Source organism: Alkalitalea saponilacus (genome assembly GCF_900168165.1).
Classification (GTDB): domain Bacteria; phylum Bacteroidota; class Bacteroidia; order Bacteroidales; family Marinilabiliaceae; genus Natronoflexus; species Natronoflexus saponilacus.
The window spans coordinates 310686-332328 of the sequence record NZ_FUYV01000001.1 but is presented as its reverse complement, the minus strand read 5'-3'; the positions used below and the strand labels follow the sequence as shown (position 1 = coordinate 332328).

14 protein-coding genes and 1 tRNA gene are annotated in these 21643 nt (G+C 41.2%); 1 reads left to right on the top strand and 14 read right to left on the bottom strand.

The window, feature by feature from the left end; genetic code table 11:
• Nucleotides 1-55 precede the first annotated feature (55 nt).
• The 13 genes from porQ to tatC all read right to left on the bottom strand — a co-directional run bounded on the left by porQ (nucleotide 56) and on the right by tatC (nucleotide 16733).
• Nucleotides 56-1084, bottom strand: coding sequence for a type IX secretion system protein PorQ (porQ, locus tag B5X70_RS01170; protein WP_079556020.1), 1029 nt, complete (start codon nucleotides 1082-1084; stop codon nucleotides 56-58).
• Between the two features lie 150 nt (nucleotides 1085-1234).
• Nucleotides 1235-1741 carry a YkgJ family cysteine cluster protein gene (locus tag B5X70_RS01165; protein ID WP_232468409.1) on the bottom strand — a complete coding sequence of 169 codons (507 nt, stop codon included), beginning with the start codon at nucleotides 1739-1741 and terminating at the stop codon, nucleotides 1235-1237.
• A gap of 80 nt (nucleotides 1742-1821) precedes the next feature.
• Nucleotides 1822-3234, bottom strand: a complete 1413-nt coding sequence (gene nhaC / locus B5X70_RS01160) for a Na+/H+ antiporter NhaC (RefSeq protein WP_079556018.1) — start codon at nucleotides 3232-3234, stop codon at nucleotides 1822-1824.
• 41 nt (nucleotides 3235-3275) lie between these two features.
• A complete protein-coding gene (locus B5X70_RS01155) occupies nucleotides 3276-4235 on the bottom strand; it encodes a pyridoxal-phosphate dependent enzyme (RefSeq protein ID WP_079556016.1) in 960 nt (319 codons plus the stop codon).
• Between the two features lie 233 nt (nucleotides 4236-4468).
• Nucleotides 4469-6673, bottom strand: coding sequence for a sodium-translocating pyrophosphatase (locus B5X70_RS01150; RefSeq protein WP_079556014.1), 2205 nt, complete (start codon nucleotides 6671-6673; stop codon nucleotides 4469-4471).
• Between the two features lie 471 nt (nucleotides 6674-7144).
• Complete coding sequence (locus B5X70_RS01145) at nucleotides 7145-10174, bottom strand: basic secretory protein-like protein (RefSeq protein WP_079556012.1); 3030 nt, start codon at nucleotides 10172-10174, stop codon at nucleotides 7145-7147.
• A gap of 197 nt (nucleotides 10175-10371) precedes the next feature.
• Nucleotides 10372-11211, bottom strand: a complete 840-nt coding sequence (locus tag B5X70_RS01140; protein ID WP_079556011.1) for an endonuclease/exonuclease/phosphatase family protein — start codon at nucleotides 11209-11211, stop codon at nucleotides 10372-10374.
• Nucleotides 11212-11370: 159 nt separating this feature from the next.
• Nucleotides 11371-12585 (bottom strand): ATP-dependent Clp protease ATP-binding subunit ClpX, encoded by a 1215-nt coding sequence (gene clpX / locus B5X70_RS01135; RefSeq protein WP_079556010.1) that lies wholly within the window; start codon nucleotides 12583-12585, stop codon nucleotides 11371-11373.
• 9 nt (nucleotides 12586-12594) lie between these two features.
• The gene (gene clpP / locus B5X70_RS01130; protein WP_079556009.1) at nucleotides 12595-13275 is read right to left on the bottom strand and encodes an ATP-dependent Clp endopeptidase proteolytic subunit ClpP; all 681 of its coding nucleotides are present in this window, start codon (nucleotides 13273-13275) and stop codon (nucleotides 12595-12597) included.
• A 71-nt stretch (nucleotides 13276-13346) separates the two neighbouring features.
• On the bottom strand, nucleotides 13347-14708 hold the full coding sequence (gene tig, locus B5X70_RS01125) for a trigger factor (RefSeq protein WP_079556007.1): 1362 nt from the start codon (nucleotides 14706-14708) through the stop codon (nucleotides 13347-13349).
• Between the two features lie 271 nt (nucleotides 14709-14979).
• A tRNA-Leu gene (locus B5X70_RS01120) sits at nucleotides 14980-15061 on the bottom strand.
• 72 nt (nucleotides 15062-15133) lie between these two features.
• Nucleotides 15134-15892, bottom strand: a complete 759-nt coding sequence (lptB, locus tag B5X70_RS01115) for an LPS export ABC transporter ATP-binding protein (protein WP_079556006.1) — start codon at nucleotides 15890-15892, stop codon at nucleotides 15134-15136.
• A gap of 34 nt (nucleotides 15893-15926) precedes the next feature.
• Nucleotides 15927-16733 (bottom strand): twin-arginine translocase subunit TatC, encoded by an 807-nt coding sequence (tatC, locus tag B5X70_RS01110; protein WP_079556005.1) that lies wholly within the window; start codon nucleotides 16731-16733, stop codon nucleotides 15927-15929.
• A gap of 692 nt (nucleotides 16734-17425) precedes the next feature.
• Here tatC and recQ point away from each other — a divergent pair.
• Nucleotides 17426-19606 (top strand): DNA helicase RecQ, encoded by a 2181-nt coding sequence (gene recQ / locus B5X70_RS01105; RefSeq protein ID WP_079556004.1) that lies wholly within the window; start codon nucleotides 17426-17428, stop codon nucleotides 19604-19606.
• On the opposite strand, the gene B5X70_RS01100 is transcribed toward recQ, so the two are convergent.
• Complete coding sequence (locus tag B5X70_RS01100; RefSeq protein WP_079556003.1) at nucleotides 19603-21639, bottom strand: ComEA family DNA-binding protein; 2037 nt, start codon at nucleotides 21637-21639, stop codon at nucleotides 19603-19605. The genes recQ and B5X70_RS01100 overlap by 4 nt on opposite strands.
• Nucleotides 21640-21643 lie beyond the last annotated feature (4 nt).

Below are 21643 nucleotides of genomic sequence, written 5' to 3'. Positions count from 1 at the left end.
TACAATGTGAATTCGTCCAAAGTTACAAAATATCATCAAAAACCATCAGTAAATACTAAAAGGCCGTCAAGTTGGTTGTAATAGAAAAATGGTTGGAAGTTCCACTCAGATGATATCTTGCAGATCCATAAGAAAAGTTAAACTTTGAGATCCTAATTCCGAAGCCCCAGCTAAATCCTACTGTTGAGGTCTTTGACTCAACTTTAAGCTCCTGCCTTCGACGCGGATTCATTCCTGCTGCCACATAAAAATTATCGGAAGGAACAAATTCAACGCCCACGGTTAGGTGTCTTGCAGCCTTTTCAACAAAGTTGTCACCCGTTCCCCTCTCTCCAAAAACCAGTCCGTGCTCTTCCTGATCCCGAAGAGAATATTGCAGTGTTCCACCCAGCAAATCCTGCACAGTTAGTGAAAACCGGAAAGGTGCGTGTTCAAGTTTTTGTGCAATTCCAAATTGCAGATCAGACGCAATAGGCTCTGTTTGTCCACCGGAATATGAAGCGATCTGATGTCCATAATTCCGAAGCACAGCTCCTCCAGTTAATAAGCCATCCCTGTGGCGATAAAAAAAGCCAATATCTGAAGCAATACCCCATGAATTGTATGATTCAATGCGACTGAAAACAGGTTTTATTGAGATTCCGGCGCTCCAATGTGGAGAAAGCTGCCGACTGTAAGTAAGTTGTACAACCGTTTCTCCGGCGCTGAAAGAACCGGTTATTAAACCGGTTTCATCAGCCGCTACAAAAGACCCATAACCAACATGGTGGAAACCGATTGCAAAATTGCCAACACCCTCAAAAGAGTATGCAGCACCTGAAAATCCATAGTTGATGCCAGCCATATAAGGCACATAACTCATAGATATTTGCTGACTCAATGTCGAATCCAACATACCTGGATTGTGCATCAGCATAGACAAATCATGGCCGTGCAAACCAACCTGGTTTCCTCCTAAAGAAGCAACTCGTGCTGACTGCGTTAAATTAAGCAGTCCAAACACAGATTCTCCTCCTCGTTGGCCGTGAGTATTAACTGTTCCGGCAAGAAAAACCAAAACCAATAATATCCTTAAATTTTTCAAATCCTGTATTCTATTATGAAATTACTCTTCACTCTTTAAACCTGAACTTCCCTCAATTGGCTTAAACTGTCTATTTCGTTTTCACATCTTCATGCATAATCAACGAAAAAAATCGATTTTAATTGTAACAATCCAACTTTCTGTAAACCATTATTTATTCCCATAATGATTTTTAAGATTTTCTACCACATCCAATACAGCAGGACAAACCATCGTGTTTTTCCAGGTAAGATTCAGTATCTGATAAAATCTCTTTCTGTTGGTGTGAGGATATTCTCTGCAAGCCCTTGGCCGATCTTCATAGATCATGCAATAATTATCTGGCATTAGAAAAGGACAGGGAGCGCTTCTAAAAACAAAGTCTCCATCATCATCCAGATTCAGATAGTCATCAATCATCTGTGACGGTTTTATTCTCAACCTTTTAGATATGCGATCTATGTCCCTGTCAATGAGAATGGGACTGGTTGTTTTACAACAGTTGGCACATGATAAGCAATTGATTTTTTCAAATGCTGCGTCATGAAACCCCGCAACAGTCTCATCCAGATCTCCCGGCTTTTTTTTTCGCAATCGATCCAGAAAAATCTTATTTTCTCTGGATCGATTTTGAGAGGCAGTTTTAAACCTCTCTATAAAATCATCACACTCCTTCACTATACCACAATTAATTCAGTTCTGAATCAGATGCCCACAAATCAACACAACAAGTAAAACATAAACCGGATGACTGCAGATCATACATCCTCATTCTCTTCTGGTTCGTCATTCTCCAATTTGTGCATGGTTACTCCGGCATATCCATAAATAGCAACAACTATTGCTGTCAGCCAGCATAATACCGCATATGGCGCATATTCCAGAGCCGAAATTCCCAACGTGGCATAAACAAACACACCACTGCTGTTCCAGGGTATTAGGGGTGCCGTAAGAGTACCACCTCCTTCCAGAGTACGGGTAAGATTTTTCAACTTTAATCTTTTATCCCGATAAGACTCCTCAAACATTTGACCCGGTAAAATTACAGCCAAATACTGATTTGCTCCAAAAATATTAATAAAAAGTGATGTTCCAAGCACGGTTAAAGTAAGGTTTCCAATTGTTCTGACAAGGGAGGAAAGCTTAATAACAATACTATGCAACATTCCGGTGCTATCCATTATTCCTCCAAATGCCAGAGATATTAATGCCAATGAAACGACATTATACATGCTCTCCATACCGCCTCTTGAAAAAAGGGCATCTGTTTCTTCATTTCCAGATTCCAAAACAAACCCGGAATATACAGTATCAAAAAGAGCGGTAAAACTACCTCCCTGAATAAGTATAAAAACAACCCCACCGGACAGGACTCCAGCAATCAGGCTGGGTATGGCAGGAACTTTTCTTAAAATCAAAAATATTACTATTATGGGAGGAACAAATAACCAAACAGAGATATTGAAATTATCCACAATGCTTTTGGTGTATATTGAGACATCACTCCCCTCTCCATTTCCGACAAATAGAATCCCAATTACAGCATAGACTGCAAACGAGACAATCAGTACAGGAATTGTCGTGTAAAGCATATGCCTTATATGTTCAAACAGGTTTACTCCCAGTACCGATGGAGTAAGGTTTGTCGAATCGGACATGGGTGATATTTTATCTCCAAAGAAAGAACCGGAAACTACAGCACCGGCAGTTATAGCAGGAGGAATTCCAAGTCCCTGGCTAACTCCCATAGCGGCCACCCCTATTGTGCCTATTGTTGACCATGAACTTCCGGTAATCAGAGCCATAAAGGCAGAAAACAACAATATCAGAGGAAGAAACCATTGTTCAATCAGAAACACAAATCCATAATACATTAAAGCCGGGACAATTCCGCTGGCAATCCAAACAGAAATTAACATCCCTATGATCAATAAAATGATAATGGATGGAATCGTTCTGTTGATAGCTGACTTAAATCCATCTTTTATTGTGTCCCATCTATATCCATAGAAATAAGCACAAAGACCGGCACTTGCAGCTCCCAAAAACAAGGAAAAGTGAGGTTGAGCATCAAATTTAAAGACAGAAAAACCAAGAGAAACTCCTGTTACAACAATTGGTATAAGAGCCAGCCAGAAAGGGGGAGTTGGTAAATCCCAATTTTTATACATAGACAATTGCGATGAATAATTATATTCACTAAATATATAGATTAATAATCAGCATCCCAAAAATCATACTTCCCGGGGTCAATATTTCCACCTGAGATAATTACACCAACACGTTTTCCTTCAAAAAATTCACGGTTCTCCATGATGGCTGCCATTGGAACTGCAGAGGAGGGCTCTGCGAGTATTCCAGCATGTTTTCGAAGCATCACCATCGCGGCTTTAATAGACATTTCAGAAACTGTAAATATTTCATCTACATTCTGTTTTATGATAGAAAATGTCAGTTCACTTAACGATGTAAGCAAACCATCGGCTATGGTTTGCGGATTTACAGGCCGAACCAGAGTGCCTGAGTAAAAGGATCTACAAGCATCATCGGCATTCTCCGGCTCAGTACCAATAACCTTACAAGCAGGGTAAATTCCTTTCACAGCTATTGACGTACCGCTTAACAGTCCACCGCCTCCAACAGGAGTTAAAACGTAATCAAGTTCACCGGTATCCTTAATCATGTCCAGAGCGGCCGTTCCCTGTCCGCAAATCACATTAAAATCATCATACGGATGAATAAAAACCGCTCCTGTATCCTTCACCACTTTCGACAGAACCTCTTCACGTGCTTTCAGGGTTGGTTCACAGAAAGTGATATGACCTCCCATCTCTTTTACGTTTTCCACCTTAACAAGAGGAGCCGTTTCGGGCATGACAATGTGGGCTTTTATCCCGCGCATTGCAGCAGCATAGGCCAATGCTGCTGCATGATTGCCGGATGAATGGGTGGCTACTCCACGTAAGGACTCTTCCTGGCTCAAACAAAACACAGCGTTTGTGGCTCCTCTAAATTTAAACGCACCAGCCTTTTGCTGGTGCTCGCATTTAAAGAAAAGGCGTCCATGCAGCAAACGATTTATAATAGTACTCTCAATTACAACCGTTTGACGAACATATGGTCTGATTCTTTCGTGAGCATTTAAAATATCCTGAAAAGTTGGATGAATCATAGTTAAATCATGACTAATTTCTCAAATATAAGAAATTCAGATGGAGATTGCACACTCCGGTGGAATCGCAATTTCAGCTAAAAAAAAGCCTCTACAATTAAAGGAGAAATAACCGGAAGCACAAATATTAAATATGCTTACATATTTAAACATTTTGCTCCCGGCCTGTACTTTGTGCTCCATGTGATTTAGAAATTTTAATCCGTGACAAAGTCCGGCTTAAAATAAAATTTCTATAACCAGCACTTTATTATCGGATAAGAAACTGCAACACCAACTGTTACAACTGAAGCCATAACCATTAATTTTATAAGGATATTCAGACTTGGCCCTGAGGTGTCCTTAAACGGGTCGCCAACAGTATCACCAATAACAGTCGCTTTATGCACATCTGATCCTTTACCTCCATGATTTCCTTCCTCAACGTACTTCTTGGCATTATCCCACGCACCACCAGCATTCGCCATAAATATGGCCAAAGCAAAACCACTGGATATTGTTCCCAACAACAATCCTGCGATACCAGGAACCCCAAAAATGATTCCAACAATAACAGGAATAAATAATGCTATTACAGATGGTAATATCATTTCCCTTTGGGCACCACGAGTTGAAATCTCAACACATCTAGCGTAATCTGGCTCTTCCGTACCTTCCATAATTCCCGGGCTTGCTTTAAACTGCCGGCGAACCTCATCTACCATTTTTTGAGCAGCCCGTCCCACTGCATTCATCGTCATACCGCTAAAAATGAAAACCGACATGACACCTAAAAACATTCCTACAATAACAGTTGGGTTCATCAGGTGTATTTGATAATGCTGAACAAAATCAAGAAACTCAGCGTCAATAGCAGGCACGCCATTGATCAATTCATATGGCATATCGAGGAATTTTACAAACATCATACGCACCTCCTCAAAATATGATGCTAAAAGAGCAAGTGCCGTAAGAGCGGCACTGCCAATGGCAAAGCCTTTTCCTGTAGCTGCAGTTGTATTTCCTAAAGAATCCAAAGCATCAGTACGCTTACGAACCTCATCACCAAGATGACACATCTCTGCATTTCCTCCGGCATTATCAGCAATTGGGCCATATGCATCTGTGGCCAGCGTGATTCCAAGAGTTGAGAGCATGCCCACAGCAGCAATTCCAATACCATAAAGTCCCTTATTTAATTGTGCCATGGTAAAATCGAAACCAGTTGCAAACGAAAAAGCAAGCGTGATGCCCACCACAATAATAATTAGAGGAACAGCAGCTGATATAAGACCGGTTCCAATGCCACTTATAATAACTGTTGCAGGTCCGGACTCTCCGGCTTCTGCAATTCGCCTGGTGGGTTTATATGCAGATGCAGTAAAATACTCCGTTGACTGTCCAATGGCGATACCTGCCAAAAGACCAGTTACTATGGATCCCCAAACTCCTGCATAGTTTGGCATATTCAAGAACCTCAGAATAAAGAAAGAAGCAATTACAATTAAAAAGGCGCTAAAATTAACCCCAAACCCAAGTGACTTTAGCAAATCTTTTTGAGTGGCACCTTCCCGTGTACGAACCATAAAAACACCAGCGATGGATAAAAGTGTTCCTACTGCGGCAATCAACATGGGTGCCAACACCGCATTGAGCTGAACGGCCTGATTATCAATATAGGCGGCAGCACCCAGCAAAGCTGTAGCTAATATAGAGGCGGCAAAAGACTCAAACAGATCGGCTCCCATCCCGGCAACATCACCTACATTATCTCCAACATTGTCGGCAATGGTGGCAGGATTACGCGGATCATCTTCCGGTATGCCTGCTTCAACTTTCCCAACCAAATCTGCCCCAACATCTGCTGCTTTGGTATAAATACCTCCACCAACACGGGCAAACAATGCCTGTGTTGATGCTCCCATACCAAATGTAAGCATTATGGCGGTGATGGTCATCAACTTATACCCTCCATCCATTTCAGGAATAAAATGATTTAGAACCAAGAACCAGGCTGAGATGTCCAATAAAACCAAACCAACCACCACCAAGCCCATAACAGCACCGCTTCGAAATGCCAGTTTTAGTCCCCCATTCAGCGAAGTACGGCAAGCATTAGCCACCCTGGCCGATGCATAAGTGGCTGCCTTCATGCCAAAAAAACCGGCCAGTCCTGAAAAGGCTCCTCCGGTAATAAAGGCAAAAGGCACCCATTTATTTTGAACGCCTAAACCATAAGCCAGTATTGAGAAAATTACAGTGATAACAAGGAACACAATGATTACAATTTTGTATTGCTGCTTTAAGTATGCCGATGCTCCTTTTCGAACATGGGCAGCAATCCGTTTCATGTCATCAGTTCCCTCGGAACTTTTCATCATTTGCCTGAAAAACCACCAGGCAAAAAAGAGCGCAAATAGCGATGCAATTGGAACAATTACAAAAACTGAAGTAAGCATAGGCGATAGTTTTTAGTTATTCAATCTGATATTTTCAATTCTGATAAACAGCTAATTCTTCAGATTGGATTCTCAACTTCACATCCACCATATCTCTGAAACCAATATTCAAAAGATCAATTTCACTTTTCACCCCTGATGCAATCAATAAATATCGAGGTTAAGAATTCTTCGAATTCTTAACCTCATTCGTCTCTTTTAAAGATAAAAAGAAATAATGGCTATCCCAAACGGGTTTTCGCACTATTTAATTTAAAAAGAGAATTTGCAAAATGAGTGTGATGTCTTAAGGCTATATATTCCCCTACGTTAGGTCACACACAATTTTGAAAAGACATTGAGTCTTTAAACCATCAACTTGAATGTAATATCAATTATACGGACTGGAAACCAGAATGGTTATAGAAAAAGAGAGGCTGTAACGACAAAAATTAAGCTGCTTTACAGCAGCTTTCTTAAATAGAGCTATGATTAAAATCCCGGCATCAGGTTAAAGCCAATTTCACCTCTGTGGAAACGTTGCTGAAAAAAAGGAATTGCGTAATAGGTTTCAAGCACCATAACTCCAAAAATATTAAATCGAAATGTAACACCTGTACTCATTACCGGTATTCTGTTTTCATCACTGTTGGAAGTAAGCGAAAAAACCGGAGCACTTGTTTCATCCCAACTAATACCGCCATCCATAAAAAGAGCCATTTCACTGACAAATAGCCCTGAACGAACCATAGCAAAGTCCATGGGGCCGCTAAATGGAAGTCTCCACTCAAAATTCCCCAGCAACAATCTAGAACCAGCCAACTGATTAAAAGAGATAGAACGCCCCTCAACCGTTTCAGATGAATAACTGGCAGAAGTATTGTACCCCCTGATCAACCAGGGATATCCTAAAAACAATCTGTAAAACCTGTTGTCATCAGCATCCTGACCATATCGCCCGTAATGATATACCCTGAGAGCAAAACTATTGGGCCGAACAAACCAGTATTTCCGATAATCGAATAGAAAACCCCGGTAATTCATATCGTTAAAATATTGTTCAGCCTGAACTCTGAAGCGATGCCCATCAACCGGAGAGGTTATACCAAAACGGGAATTATCGGAAACAAAAGCCAAATCAAACGTACCAACACCAAAGGATGGCGGTGATTCTACGCGCTCACCTGCAGCGCTATAAACCGGATAGTAAAAGGATGGTGTGGAAATACGCTCGGTTCGGTATGTGTAAAAAGCATAGGCAACACCTGCTTCAATTCTACGGTATCGATTTAATGGCCAATTTGAAAATGTGGCAAACTTATCCTCAAAAATGCGTCTGCTATAAAAAACCAACTCTCCCCGGTCGTTAATGTCCGGATCACCATTCTCATAGGTATAATAACCGGTTCGGTATGGAATATGGGAGAAACTTCCACCTAAACGCAATCGCCGGCTTTGGTTCATATAAGCCAGCTGACCACCAAAATCATGAATCCTTCCATTGATACTTACAGCAGTATAAAGTAAGTTTCGCCCTAATATATCGCTGAACAGAGCCTCCACACTTCCGGCCATCCCGGTTCCAAACCTTCCGGTTGAAACGCCTACGCCCATGTTCCCTATGTAATCAAGTTGAAATTGTCGCCTTAAACGCGATTGAGAAGCTTCTACAGATGGCTCAAAACCAGGTGACATCTCTAACAAGTTTTGCTCTACAAGAGATAAATTTGCTGAATAGGGAACTAGGCGAGCAGCATGATTATTCTTTTGTCGGTCAGTGATGGGTCTCGAAAGAGACCATAAATTATCAAAAGTGGTTTTGATAATTTGAAACTCGCCACCCCACAAAAGGTTATAATATAACGTATTTCCTCCAAACCCCATAGCAGGGGAAAGTTCAGTCATGCCTGTTATCCCTGTAGGATAATCAGTTATTTGTCGCAAAAATCCTGTTTCAATTTCAAAGGCATACAGATTTCGCCGACCATCGCGATTGGAAAGAAATACCACATGCCGGCCATCGGGAACCGGAATTGGATTTAAATTCCTCGCACCGTCAAATGTAAAATGCACAAGCGCTTCACCGGACCCAGGATTCAATTCGGCAATATTATAAAACCCTCCGGTGCGTGATGTTTGCCAGCGGGAAGGTTCGTCGGTGGAAAACCAAATGGTTTTCCCATCGGGCGACCAGGCAGGTTGTATGGCTGCCCAGTTATTGTTGGTGAGGTTTCGACAAGATCCGCTTTCTAAATCCAATAGAAACAAGTCACTTTGCAGGCCGGTTTGTCCCGAAAAAACAATACTGCGGCCATCGGGAGACCAGGCCGGGTAACTTATGGCTGAAACGCATTCGGGTGAAATTTCACGTTTTACCCTTAATCGTTCCACATCATATATGACCAGAACCGAGCGTCCTTTTGAATAGGCAACAAAGGCAATGTGACGATTATCGGGGGACCAGCTTCCGGCAGTTTCCAGAAAATTGAGTGCATCAATTTCACTGTGACGCGTTGAACTGAATACTTTCTTTATAATTTTCCCTGTGGTAGCATCTGCTAAAAAGAGATCCAGACCATAAATATCCTTTTCCGATAAGAAAACAATATATTTTCCATCTGAACTAACGGAAGGGCTTAAATTATATCGTCCGGCATTTTGCCTGGTTATAAGACGATTTCCAATGATATTATAAGTGCTATCGTTAACATTCTCCAGCAAGTGATTTCGTAAAGTTTGTTCCCAGTCTGCAGCAAAATCCTCCGGGGTTACAAACAAAACATCTCTCAATGCCTGACGGTAACCTTGCCGGGCTGTTGCGCGAAACAGACGAAGAATATATTGCTCTCCATATTTATAGCTGACATAAGCCCAGAAAGCCTGCCCAAACCGATAGGGCGAATAACGATGAGAGGCTGTCATTTGCTCTAATGTTGGGAAGCTGTTTCGCATCAGTGCATCCCTCATCCAAATGGCCGTTTGTGCATCCACACTCCCAATCGAAAGATATTCAGCCATCCCTTCAATCATCCACAATGGGATGTTTTGTATAGATGATAATCCAGTACCGGCTCCTGAGGTTAAGTTATTAAATTGAAAAGCATGAACCAATTCATGACCTAGAACATGGTTGGTTTGTTGCCATGTAAAACCCATGGGCATAACAACCCTGTTCTTCAACCCCTCAGTAACACCTCCAACTCCAACTCCAATATGGCTCATGATGGCCGTAGTTTGTTGAAAATCGGCATGATTATCATAAAAGATGATCGGACTTCGGGTTAAAAAAGTATCCAGAAATATTTGCTGATGAAACCGATACCATCTTTCGGTCATTGCAGCCAGTTGATTTACCACAGAGTCATCATCAAAATAGTGATAAATTTGGAAATGAGGGGTTTCTATCAATTGGAAATCAAAGGTGCGGTAAAAAGGTTTATTCTTCCCGAAATACTGACCAGAAACAGTTATCGGAAGAATCAGAAGTACCCCTGAAAGAATAATATACCGCAGCCACGACATCAAAATATAGGTGTTTTATGAAATTGACTGTTAAAACAGATAACCAGAACATTAGAAATCTGATCGATAGACTAGTCAAAACAAACTTATAGTCACTTTATACAGTCAACATTAACTCAATCTATCCACTAAACTGATCTATATATCCCTAATTTTCGGAATTATCTTCAAAACAATAATACTTTTAACAGCCTAAGTCATCTCAAGGTTACACGCACAACCACCGGTAAATGATCGGATGGAAATCGTCCATTGAGAAAATCGGTTAATGCTCCATACTTATGAACTCTGAAATGCCCGGAAACAAAAACAAAATCAATCCGGTTATTCAACGGTGCATTTAAATCAAAACCATTAAACGTACCTACAGGGCCGTATGGGGGTAACTCAGTTATATCATAAGCATCATATAGAAAACTGTTGATGACATTATATGGTTCAGTACCGGGAGTGGAGTTTAAATCAGTAGTAAAAATAACAGGATAACCATCAGCAATCTCTTCTATTTTTGTTCTCACAAGTTCTGATGACCTTTGGCGAGCCTCAACCCCCCGATGATCATAATGTGCATTAAAAACAAAAAGAGTATCTCCCGATGTAAAATCCTTTAACTTTACCCAGGTGCAAATCCTATTCAATGCTGCATCCCAACCCCTTGAAGGGATCTCTGGTGTTTCACTTAACCAGAAATCACCATAATCCAACAAGCCAAAACGGTCGGTTTTGAAAAAAATAGTAGAATGCTCCCCCCCGGTAAAGCCATCATCTCGTCCCCCTCCTACATAGGCAAACTCCTCCATCTCCGTCAGGTCTTCAATCTGGTTAAACAGCAATTCCTGGGTTCCAATAATATCAAATTCATGATATCTGATCAACTGCATCACAAAATCGCGACGATTTGGCCACGCGTTGTCACGATCACGCCGGGTATCATACCGCAAATTAAAAGACGACACGTTAATGGGCAAGTTCTCTTGCGCCTCTGCCAAAAGCATTGAAAATGAAATAAGAAACAGAAAAACGAAACGAAATATCATAACAAAATCAAATTATGTGAATTTATTAGAATACAGGAAAGATACATTTTAATTCAAAATTTACAAAAACCATGCTATTAAGGATGTACTTTAGGCATGAAACAAAAAAAAAGGAATCTTACGATTCCTTTTTTATAAAATTCATTCGATTTTATCTCATCAACCCGCTTTAAGAAGAGCGATGTTGGCTTTTTCAATTTTTTCGCGTGCAAACTCAATGGTGATTTCCAACTTTCCCGTTTTTTTCCCGGGACTTTCAAACATATAATCCATCATAATGGTTTCACAAATAGAACGCAATCCTCTGGCACCGAGCTTGAACTCCACGGCCTTATCCACAACATAATCCAGCGCCTCGTCCTGAAAATGGAGCTCTATTTTATCCATTTCGAACAATTTGACATACTGCTTTACTATGGAGTTTTTAGGTTCTGTCAGAATTTTGCGTAGAGTACTCCTGTCAAGAGGATTAAGATAAGTAAGAATCGGCAAACGTCCTATGATTTCAGGAATCAGTCCAAAAGCTTTTAAATCCTGCGGTGCGATGTACTGCAACAAGTTATCAGGATCGATGGCATCTCTGGTTTCCGAAGCTTTGTATCCAACTACCCGGGTATTAAGTCTCTGCCCGATTTTCCGTTGAATTCCATCAAATGCACCCCCACAAATAAAGAGAATATTTTTTGTATCCACCGGAATCATTTTCTGATCAGGATGCTTACGCCCTCCTTGCGGTGGTACATTAACGACTGCTCCTTCCAGCAGTTTCAACAATCCCTGTTGAACACCTTCACCGGACACATCCCTTGTGATGGATGGATTATCGCCTTTCCTTGCGATTTTATCTATCTCATCAATAAACACGATGCCCTTTTGTGCGGCTTCAACATTATAATCGGCAGCTTGTAGAAGTCGCGTAAGAATGCTCTCAATGTCCTCTCCAACGTAACCTGCTTCGGTTAGCACCGTAGCATCTACAATGGTAAAGGGCACATGCAACATTCTGGCGATGGTACGTGCCAGTAATGTTTTTCCCGTACCTGTTTCTCCAACCAACACAATGTTAGATTTTTCAATCTCCACCTCATCTGAGGAGGAAGGCTGCATTAACCTTTTATAGTGGTTATAAACAGCTACCGAAAGATACTTTTTCGCTTCATCCTGACCAATGACATATTGATCAAGAAACTTTTTAATCTCCTTTGGTTTTAACAGATCAATACCTTTAACGTCAAAAGAATCATTTTTATTAAACTCCTCTTCAACAATGGCTTTGGCCTGTTCAACACAACTGTCGCAGATGTGTCCTGACACACCTGCGATCAGTAAATTTGTATCTTTACGGCTTCTGCCGCAGAATGAACATTTATCCATAATTATCCTCTACTTCTTCTTCTCACGAACCAACACATCATCAATCATTCCGTATGCCTTAGCTTCTTCAGCTGTCATCCAGAAGTCACGGTCAGAGTCTTTTTCAATCTTCTTGTAGGTATTACCTGAATGTTCGGCAATGATGGTGTATAACTCTTTTCTGAGTTTTACAATTTCTCTTGTGGTAATTTCAATATCAACGGATTGTCCCTGTGCACCACCCATCGGCTGATGGATCATGATACGAGAATGCTTCAAAGCTGAACGTTTTCCTTTAGTTCCGGCAGTAAGCAAAACTGCTCCCATTGAAGCAGCGATTCCGGTACAAATAGTTGCCACATCAGAAGAGATGTACTGCATGGTGTCATAAATACCTAATCCTGCATATACCGATCCCCCCGGGGTATTAAAATAAATTGAAATATCCTTAGTTGGATCTGCAGAATCCAGATACAGCAACTGAGCCTGAATGATATTGGCCACATAATCGTCGACGGGTAAACCAAGGAATATGATTCTGTCCATCATCAGTCTGGAGAAAACATCCATACTGGCAATATTAAGCTGACGCTCCTCAATAATAGTGGGTGATATGTAGCTGTTAGCAATAGACATGTATTTGTCCATCACCATGCTACTTATACCTATATGCTTGGTAGCGTATTTGTAAAAATCCTTAGGGTCACTCATATTTGTGTCAAATTAATGTTAGTAATCCGCTAATTTAATAAATGTTTTGCTCACATCTTTCGCGAAAACCATTAATTGTTCTCAAACAGTTTATTAAACTCTTCACGCGAAATCTCCTTTGGATCGAGTTTAACAGACTCCTTCACAAACTCCATCACCTTCTCAGAAAGAGCGCCTTCGGCAAATCTGCGTCCATGATCCTGATTTTTCATCATATCCATGGCGTATCCTTCGATGTGCTCATCAGGCAGATTGGTTAAACCATACTGCATAAACTGAACGCGAGCTGATTTTTTAGCAAACTCAACCACATCTTTCTCTTCAATTTTCAACTCATTGGTGCGGATGATTTCATTTCTGATCAGTTGCCATTTCAGATCCTCAAGGAATTTAGGCATATCGTTATCAATCTGCTCATCAGAAATTTGCTCTTCACCTCTGTTGGTGGCTTTCATCCAACGTTTCAGGAATTCTGCAGGCAAATCCATTTCAATTTTTCCTGTTAGTTTTTCCCGTGCATCGGCAGAAAATCTGTATTCAGACTCCATTTCAAAAGTCTTTTGCATATCTTCCTTCACCCGTGTTTTCATCTCCTCTTCCGATGTAACGGCTCCCTCTCCAAAAAGCTTATCAAACAACTCCTGATTAAGCTCGGGGTCAATATGCTCGGTTATTTCCTTAATGGTAAAGCGGAATGAACCTGAAACATCAGCAGCCTGCTCTTTGGTTACTTTCAGAAGATACGAGATCTCTGTATCGTTGGGAAATGCTTTTTTGGGATCAAAAATAATATCGTCACCCACTTTCTTACCAACAAACTCTTTCTTAGCCTTTTCATCTTTGATGATGGCCAGAGACATAACTGAATCTTCAGCCGTAATGCCCTCTTCGATGGCATTACCTTCGGCGTCAACCTGCACGAAGTCACCTTTCACCAACGACTCTTTACCAACTACATCAACATTCTGGCTGGTTCCGAAACGGCTGGTCAGCGTTTTAATCTGTCCATCCACCATATCATCAGTTACTTCGATGGTATAGTAAGGAATTTTTTCTCTTTTTGTAAGTTTCACCTCAATTTGCGGCGACAGAGCAATGTCGAAAGCAAACTCAAAGCTATCCTGTGTATCGAAATCGATGGGTTGTTGCGACTCACTTGGAAGAGGCTCACCCAATATATTCAATTCATTTTCTGTTAAAAAATTTGAAAGATTCTCAGAAACCAGTTTGTTGATTTCATCTACTAAAACAGCGTTCCCATACATCTTTTTCACAAGACCTGAAGGCACCTTTCCGGGACGAAACCCTGGCATATTGGCTTTTTTCTGGTATGATTTTAACACGTCAGCCACACGCTTTTCATAATCGTCCTTTTCGATGGTCAGTTTAATTACCGCGTTAAGGTCGTCAATGTTTTCCCTTACAATGTTCATTCGAAAATAATTAAAAATTAGTTATGAATTGGCCGAATTGACCGCTTTACATCACAAAGCAGCCAGTTTTGGTTCTATTATTTCAGCGCAAAGATAATGAAGCATTTACAATGTAACAAGTATGCCTTTGACATTCCCCTGTGTTGAGCAGCTTTTATCTGCTAAAAAAATCAAAATATTAAGGGGATTTCTTAATTGTAATATGCAGAAATTACAAAACCGCCTACTCCCGATTATAAGTCGTTCGTCAGGCGGTTTTATATTTTTAAAGTGCGGACGAAGGGACTCGAACCCCCACGCCTTTCGGCACTAGATCCTAAGTCTAGCGCGGCTACCAATTACGCCACGTCCGCTTAATTGCGGTGCAAAAATAAATGCTTTTTTTTAATTCGCCAAAACATCGACCGCTTTTTTTAAAAAAATCATCATTCTACCTGAAAAGTTCTTCTGCGCAAGATGAAATCATCTCCCAGGTATACCCTTCTCACATCGGGATCATCTGCCAACTCTTCTGCAGTTCCAGCTTTAAGAATATCTCCTTCGAACAACAAATATGCCCTGTCGGTAATAGAAAGAGTTTCATGCACGTTATGGTCAGTTATCAGGATACCAATGTTTTTAAACTTCAGTTTTGCTACAATCTCCTGAATATCTCTAACCGCGATAGGATCTACCCCTGCAAAAGGCTCATCCAAAAGAATAAATTTAGGATTAATTGCCAGGGCTCTGGCAATCTCGGTACGACGACGTTCCCCTCCGGAAAGCTGAATTCCTTTACTTTTACGAATATGGGTAAGGCTAAATTCCTCCAGCAACTCTTCTACCCTGTGCTTTTGATATTCCTTGGAAAATTTGGTCATTTCCAAAACCGATCTGATGTTGTCTTCAACACTCATGGTACGAAAAACACTGGCCTCCTGTGCCAGATACCCAATACCTTTTTGAGCGCGTTTGTAAACGGGCTCCCTGGTAATTCGCTCTTCGTTCAGATAAATCTCCCCTGCATTTGGCTCAATCAGCCCTACCATCATATAAAAAGTGGTGGTTTTTCCAGCTCCATTTGGCCCCAACAGTCCCACAATCTCGCCTTGCTTAACCTCAACCGAAACACCTTTTACTACCGTCCGGTTTTTGTATCTCTTAACCAGATCCTTTGTATGTAATACTAAACCCTGATCTTCCATAGAATTTTAGCTATATCAGTTTTAAGCCGGCATTCTATGCCATGGCTTTTTTCCTCTCAACTCTTTTAGCAATAACTATACCAGCTTCGTATAAAACAATCAGCGGTAAGCATACCATGATTTGGCTGATCATATCGGGCGGGGTGATAATGGCTGCCAGTGCAAGAACTATCACAATGGCATGCCTGCGATACTTTTTAAGAAATTCAGCAGTAACCAGTCCTACCTTGCTAAGGAAATATATGAATATTGGTAACTCAAACATCACTCCACTTGCCAGAACTATAGAAGAGATAGTGGACACATAGGAACCAAAGTTGATGATGTTCTCAACGCTTTCACTAACCTGATAGTTTCCAAGAAAATAAACAGACAGAGGTGTGATGATATAATAGGCAAATAAAATACCGAGTGAAAATAGAATACTGGCAAAGAATATGGCACCCCGACTGTGCTTCACCTCATTTTCGTATAAAGCAGGCCGGACAAATCTCCAGAATTCCCAAAATATATACGGAAAAGAGATCACCAGTCCCGTGATAAAAGCCACCCAAATGTGCATCACAAACTGTCCTGACATCTGGATATTCTGAAATTTAAGCTGTTCTTGATTGATGCATAAAACAGGGAGATTAAGAACCTCCGAAATGCGACACAATAATTGATTGGTAAAAAAATCCGGCCGACTGGGACCCAAAATCACCACATCAAATACAAAGCTTTTAAAAACAAAAGCAAGTATTGCAAACACAAATATTGAGGCGAACGAACGAATAATGTGCCATCTCAACTCTTCAAGATGATCAAGAAATGACATTTCAGTTTTTTCTTTTTTAGCCATAGCAGGGATTTAGTCTTTCAGCCATCCTTTAATTTGCAATTAAAATACAAATTAATAAAGTGCGAAGATAATGTGCTAACTGTTATTGCGAAAATAATTTTTATAAATAATGATGACTTGACCTATTTAGGTCATAGGCAATCACACTTGATCCGGTAAAAAATTCAACCCGATTTTCATTTTTTTGTAACAACTGATTGTTGGATATGATAAAAAGTTTTTATAATTTCAATAATAGTTTTAAGAAAGGTAATTGCCATATATCAACTCTGGGATTCTATTAAACAAAGCCATCTTATTATAGATTTAAGGTATCATATTACATTATCCCTTTTCAGGGAAATATACCCACAACAAGAATAAGATACCAATTGGAAGGGAAATGAATATTTTCCTTCCTGCATGAAGAAATTAAACCTTATGAAATCATAAGGTTTAAAAATAAAGCGACCGGGAGATTACTTTAATCAGGAACACTTCCGGGACAATATAACGAAGTAAAACACAGATAAAGCCCCCCGGAATAAAGAATTACATGATGTTGTTGTATCAAAAACAATGTGATTCACAGGAAGACCGATATTTAGTTATTTTAAGTTATATTTGTCTGTTTTTTTGAGAGATGGGAAAAATCCGGCTCTGGTAAGCCGATAGTTAGTTGAATTTAAAAAGAAGAACACGCGATCTAAGTTATGACTAAACAGATCAACTTAAAAGCTCACTTGAAGCAACATTTTGGTTTCGAAACCTTTAAAGGAAATCAGGAAGAAATTATAAAAAATGTTCTTGCAGGTAATGATACATTTGTATTAATGCCAACAGGTGGCGGAAAATCACTTTGCTACCAGTTGCCATCCATGATTTTGGATGGCACGGCCATCATTATCTCCCCACTTATTGCCCTGATGAAGAACCAGGTAGATGCCATGAGAAATTTTGGAGAAGATGACGGGATCGCTCACTTTCTGAACTCTTCCTTAACCAAATCGGCCATTACACAGGTTAAAGAAGATGTGTTGTCGGGGAAAACCAAGTTGTTATACGTTGCTCCTGAGTCATTGACAAAGGAGGAGAACATACTTTTTCTCAAACAGGTTAAAATATCCTTTTACGCTGTTGATGAGGCTCATTGTATTTCTGAATGGGGACACGATTTCCGCCCGGAATATCGCCGCATTCGCCCCATTATCAATGAAATTGGGAATGCTCCCCTGATCGCATTAACAGCCACTGCTACACCAAAAGTGCAGCATGACATACAAAAAACGCTGGGGATGTTGAATGCCTGCGTTTTTAAATCATCATTTAACAGGCCCAATCTCTACTACGAAGTAAAACCAAAGGTTCATGCTTCGAAGGAGATCATCAGGATTCTGAAGGAAAATATAGGTAAATCGGCCATCATCTATTGCCTGAGCAGAAAAAAAGTAGAAGAACTGGCGGAAATGCTCATTGTAAACGGGATTAAGGCATTGCCTTATCATGCCGGGATGGACGCTTCTACCAGATCGGGAAATCAGGATAAGTTCCTGCACGAAGAGGTTGATGTCATTGTAGCCACCATAGCATTTGGAATGGGGATAGACAAACCCGATGTACGCATTGTTATGCACTACGACATTCCCAAAAGCCTTGAAGGATATTATCAGGAAACTGGTCGTGCGGGACGTGATGGCGGTGAAGGACGTTGCATCACTTTCTACAGCTACAAAGACATACAGAAACTGGAGAAGTTTATGCAGGGTAAACCTTTGGCCGAACAGGAGATTGGAAAACAGTTGCTGTTTGAAACCGTTGCCTATGCCGAAACCTCACTATGCCGCAGAAAACTTCTGCTTCACTATTTTGGTGAAACCTACAAGGAAGATAACTGCGATACTTGCGATAACTGCCTGCATCCAAAAGAACAATTTGATGGCCAGGATTCCATTGTGAAAATGATTAAGGTAATACAAGTTATCAAGGAAAAATTCAAAGCAGAACACGTGGTGGATATCCTCACAGGAAGAGTCACCAGCAGTGTAAAATCTTACAACCATGAAGATTTGGAACTCTTTGCATCCGGCAAAGAGGAGGATGGAAAATATTGGAATGCCGTAATCAGACACGCCCTAATTGCAGGCCTCATCACCAAAGAGATTGAGAACTATGGTTTACTGAGAATCAGCCAAAAAGGTCTGGATTACCTTGTCAAGTCCTATCCAATCATGCTGACCAAAAACCATGATTATGATGAGATGGAGGAAGAAACCAGAACAGCCGGGGGAACAGCGGCAGTTGACCCGCAGCTATTTTCAATGCTTAAGGACTTACGAAAACTCATCTCCAAAAAGCTCAACCTTCCACCATTTGTGATTTTCCAGGACCCATCATTGGAGGCCATGTCAACCTACTATCCCATTACACTGGATGAACTCCAAAATATGCCGGGCGTTGGAGCAGGTAAAGCCAAACGATTTGGGAAGGATTTTGTGGATTTGATAAAAAGACATGTGGATGAAAACGAGCTTGACAGACCCATTGATTTAGTAGTAAAGTCGGTTGCCAATAAATCCAAACTAAAAATCTCGATCATTCAAAGCATCGATAGGCAAGTGCCCCTTGATGACATAGCCGAAAGCAAAGGCATAGAGATGAATGACCTCTTGAAAGAGCTGGAATCCATCGTTTACAGTGGAACCAGGGTCAACATCGACTACCATATTGATCAGGTAATGGATGAAGATCACCGTGATGATATTTTTCTCTATTTTAAAGAAGACGCAGAGACAGACGATGTTGCCTCAGCATTGGATGAATTAGGTGAAGAGGAGTATTCAGAGGAAGAGATCAGGATGGTGCGCATCAAATTCATTTCCGAAGTAGGGAACTAAAACCTCTTTCTTAACTGAAAACGAACCTCTCTGCTAACGTTGCCGGGAATTGTCATGTTTCCTGAACCTATTGTTTCCCTGTTGGCATAATGCCAACGGGAAAATCTCACCCACAAATCCAATCGACGAAGTGGTGTATATTTTACCATGGCAACCACTCTGTTTCCAACTCCATAGTATGAAGGAACACTAAAGCTGTAAAGCAAGTCGGGTTCATAGGCATAAATCCTCGTTTCATAATCATCAACATCCATCATGGCATACCTGAGGGTCGCATTCCACCTATCTCCGGGATGCCGGTAGCGAACATCCTGTGCCAAAAGAAAGCCGGGTGATTCAGTTCTTTCGCCAAACCTGGAAACATAATGGAAATCAGCGCGAGTTGTAAAACTCCACGTATTATCAGGAGAATATCTGGTTTGCAATCTGAACTGGTTTTGAACCAGTTCACCCGTTTCATAACCGGGATTAACCATGGGGATATTAACCATCTTGCTTCGGTAGCGGTATCTCAATAAATTTTCCCATCCTCTTGAAGGACGAAGGGTTAAAACAGACAGAAAATCATACCCGTTGGATGGTGATTTGGTTTGAAACCTGAGCCAGTTGTGTTCAAAATAGTCAATGTAAGCCGATAATGAGAGCCCTGCCGGCAACCCCAACTCCATTCCGGCATAAAACCCCGACTCCCCAGCCGGATTTCCGGCTTCGGTTAGCGGAGCTCCAAGCGGAGCGATGAAATCAACCGGAATGCGACGATACGCAACCGCCATATTTAGCTGACCCGATAAGGCAAAGAGTGTTCCGGTCCAAACAGCCGGCTCGGGGTTGTCGTTAAAAGCAACCTCCCCAAACCAATGCACATTATAAATGCTGCCTTGCCATCCAAACCAACCGTTTTGGTTTTTACTTCCCCTGAAATAGTGGATGTTGTATGGCCGGTCAACCGGATATAGTGGATACTCCAACTCATAATGCAAAAAGCCGGCATCTAGTATAAAACGTCCTGCATGCCATCGGGCAGAAATCCCGTAAATCTCCTCACGTGTTGTTTTACGTTGCTTAAGTTCTGTTAAAGTACGATGAAACCCATCTGTTTTGATACTTGTGATAAATCTGTTCCCATCATCATCTTCGCTGATTCTTCCGCCTACATTCTGAATGGAAACAAATGGAACAACTGTGAAGTTATCCGTTCCAAAAGCAATCAATCCCCCATTGAGCCCGCCACTCTCTGCTACCGATAGTGAAGGCCGATAAGACTGGTGGCGATTGCGGATGGAAGTTGTCATGGAGCTTTTACGGGGAGCCATAGCGGTTTGTAAAACCAATCCTTGACCCGTGCTCATGCGGTACTGGCCAACAATTACCTGCTTGACAATTCCATTGGGTTTCCACGACAAATACCCGGAAACATAATCGAGGGTATTTATCTGATTATTGAACATGGGCTCTCCGGCATCTTTCTCAGTTACAAATCCCAGCTCCACATCACGCATCGGCTCCATTTCCATTCGTGAATAGAGTTTCAGTTTATTCCCCTGAAAAGGCGTGGAACCATCCTCTCTCTCCCTGTACCCGGAAGGCGTTTCCAATACCCACTGGGAACGAAAAAACAGATCTCCCCTGCGCCTAAAGAATCGATGATCGTCATCCGGCTCCTCGTCAAATAACAACAACGGCTCAAGCAACATTATGGTACGTCGATCCAGCCCTTCAACAGCCTGAAGATCAAAGATTGTAACAAACTTCTCTAATTGATATCTTCGGAAAAGGATGGCTTCAATCTGGATGTCATTCAGGAAAAAAATCTGTTCCAGATCTTCTCGTCTAGCCCGGTTAATTCTCACCGGATTACGTGCCAACCGGATCAGTTCTTCGGTGAACCAGGTGAGATCGACATCTTCATCCAAATCAGCTGCCAGGCTTTCCATTATTTCTGATGCCCATAAGCGCAGGTCATCCTCATTTTGTCCGGCAGCAAAATGAAACATGCAGATATAAACAATACAGAGAACTGAGATTCTGACCATGGAG